General features: G+C 35.3%; 3 protein-coding genes. 1 reads left to right on the forward strand and 2 read right to left on the reverse strand.

All coding sequences use genetic code 11. The annotated features are described in order from the left end of the window. Positions 1–274 precede the first annotated feature (274 nt). Together GXP69_RS18830 and GXP69_RS18835 are read right to left on the reverse strand one after the other, a co-directional pair. Complete coding sequence (locus GXP69_RS18830; protein ID WP_163917161.1) at positions 275–559, reverse strand: helix-turn-helix domain-containing protein; 285 nt, start codon at positions 557–559, stop codon at positions 275–277. A gap of 81 nt (positions 560–640) precedes the next feature. Next, on the reverse strand, positions 641–1,627 hold the full coding sequence (locus GXP69_RS18835) for a hypothetical protein (RefSeq protein WP_163917163.1): 987 nt from the start codon (positions 1,625–1,627) through the stop codon (positions 641–643). Positions 1,628–1,942: 315 nt separating this feature from the next. On the opposite strand from GXP69_RS18835, the gene GXP69_RS18840 reads away from it, so the two are divergent. Beyond that, positions 1,943–2,153, forward strand: a 211-nt coding sequence (locus tag GXP69_RS18840; protein ID WP_163917165.1) for a DUF4007 family protein, incomplete at its 3' end; no start/stop codon positions are given.

A 2,153-nucleotide genomic window follows, 5' to 3' on the forward strand; every position in this document is an offset into this window, starting at 1 on the left:
GTGGTTATACTTTACCATACCGATAATGTCGAAGCTTCTCAAGTGGTCAGCAACATTTTCTATAGATGTATTTCTTATAATTCTTATTTCCATTTTAATATTAATTTAAGTTGTAAGCGCTTTTTAATTCTTGTAGGAAGGAGCGCCTTATAACCTTCCGTAATTCATCACTCTGATTAAGCCATCTGTCAAAATGAGATGCCTTAGCTATCAACTCTCATGTATGCGTGTAGCGCTGCTGATAGCTGAGAAACCTGCTATTTATTCGTGATGCTTATCTGAACGATGTGTTCTTGTGAAACTGGAGCATAGCTTCTACCTCAGAATATTGGTAGTAAATTTTATGTCCTATCTGGCTGAAAGAGATATACCCGCAATCCCTCCAGTTCTGCAGGGTGCGTTTGCTTACCTTCAGTAGAGCCATCAACTGCTCGTTGTCCAACCAACGGCTTTTTAATTGTTTCTCTTCTTGCTTTTGTAGGACTATTTGTATCTCTTCAAACTTTTCTAAAAGTTGTTGTATTCCGTTCGAGTGAACGATGTAATAAGATTGCTTCATCTTTTAATTTTGTATGTTGACGAAGCAAAGGTAAAATGGCTTGAGGGAGCAATTGGATTACAAGATAAAGCGCAGAATGGGTTACAACTTTTGCAAGTTGTGATTTATATCTTTATCAATCAGCTCAATTATGTTTCTTAGGAGCTTTTTAACTTGATTAGCATAAGCAGAACTCGTGTTTCCATCTATTAGATAGGAGTTAGTAGGGTCTTTATGCATAACAAGCCCCAATGCAGGTCGAATAGTATTATGGGAAACCCCTGTCAAAAGGCTTATAAGCCTTGCTATCTGTGAAATATTAGTGTTAGTTACTAATCCTTTTTCACGCAAATAGTAGAACAAGATTGCTAGTACTTCTGGTGACATGTCAGTTTTAGTAAGCTTTGTGTAAGCCTTATCATCTGTTAATGTCCCTTTTTTTGTAATATCTATAAAAGTATAGAGATCTTTATCATGGGTTATGCCTAGGAACGCTTGACTTATTTTAATTGCTGCTTCTTTCCCCTCTACTACATCGCCATCTAAACCTTTTAAGATAGGTTTATAGAAATGTTCAAAGTCTACCAATTGCTCCTTAAATACATGAATTACATTTCTCAGTAGAGGTATCAAGATCTCACCCTGGAAGCCTAAAGAAGTTTTAGTCTGCTGTTCTGTCTTGGCTCGAAAGACACGATACTCTTTTTCTTCAAATTCTCCATCTGCATGTAGCTTTAAATATTGTTGTATCTCACCTTCTGCTAAATCATAGGCTATTGGATCTAATTCTAGAAGCTCCTGCAGAAAAGAGTTACTTGATATTACTAGTCCCTGCAAATTAGTATGAGCGATATAAAGTAAAGGAATTGCCGTATCGAAAGGAGGAAACTGTGCTTCCTTTGTTATAGACTTAACAAATTTTTTCAGTTCAGCAGTAATAGTATTTAATTGATCAGAAAGGAATGCTTCAATTAACTTTTCGTTATTCTCTTTAAAAGTATAACCTTTATACTCCTCTCGTGTCATTGTAATGAATGTAGTGAGGTCAGAGAACATCCTGCCTAAGTACTTAAAATCATCTACTATCATGCTATAATATGCTTAGTGATATAGTGGGACTAAATATCTCAAAATTCTCTGCCTATCCAACTCCTTATTTACTTTGAGTAGAAATTTATAAAAGAGGTTTCAAATTTAAAGGACTTTATAATCACAAGTTAAAAGTAATAACAAGATGTTAGGCACTAAAAGAGTAAAGGCGCATTACTAAAAATTAGTATCAAAAATCATTTTTTTACTACCATTTAAGATAGGCTCTTGTATAGAGGTTTACTATCTTTGATAGTAAAACCTGACCATTCAATTTATACCAATGTGGGCCCTTTTAGGGCAACTAATTACATTATGTTTGTAGAAAGTGCACCCCAATTAAAATATACCTTCTCTGGCCATGAGAAATTCCAATGCCGACATCTCTGGCTAAAGAAGGGCTATGATTACTTACAATTAGGCAAGTCCTTCTTAGAAGAGGATGCAGTTATAGAACTTGGTGTGGGTAAAAACATGGTAGCTTCCATCAGGTTCTGGTTAAAGGCGTTTGGTATAACAGATAATC

This window comes from Pontibacter burrus (genome assembly GCF_010686685.1).
Lineage (GTDB): Bacteria > Bacteroidota > Bacteroidia > Cytophagales > Hymenobacteraceae > Pontibacter > Pontibacter burrus.